Genomic DNA, 271 nt, shown 5'->3' with positions numbered 1-271 from the left:
GGATCATCCCCGCAGGCGCGGGGAACTCCTACCCCGGCAGGCTAAATATGCTCTATGGGCCGGATCATCCCCGCAGGCGCGGGGAACTCGCTCAGTCTAGGCGCGAGCAGCTGATCCGCGACGGATCATCCCCGCAGGCGCGGGGAACTCTTCTTCGGTAAGCACGAGGTGATCGGCGGTTCCGGATCATCCCCGCAGGCGCGGGGAACTCGAGCCTTGCCGGGCCTGCTTACCTAGGACGTACGGATCATCCCCGCAGGCGCGGGGAACT

At 66.4% G+C, this 271-nt stretch carries 1 CRISPR repeat array.

Annotated elements, in window-relative coordinates:
• Position 1 precedes the first annotated feature (1 nt).
• A CRISPR array of direct repeats spans positions 2-271; the repeat unit is 26 nt; unit sequence GATCATCCCCGCAGGCGCGGGGAACT.

The sequence above is a fragment of the Arthrobacter sp. HMSC08H08 genome, from assembly GCF_001807575.1.
Lineage (GTDB): Bacteria > Actinomycetota > Actinomycetes > Actinomycetales > Micrococcaceae > Pseudoglutamicibacter > Pseudoglutamicibacter albus.
This window is presented reverse-complemented; position numbering and strand designations above follow the sequence as displayed.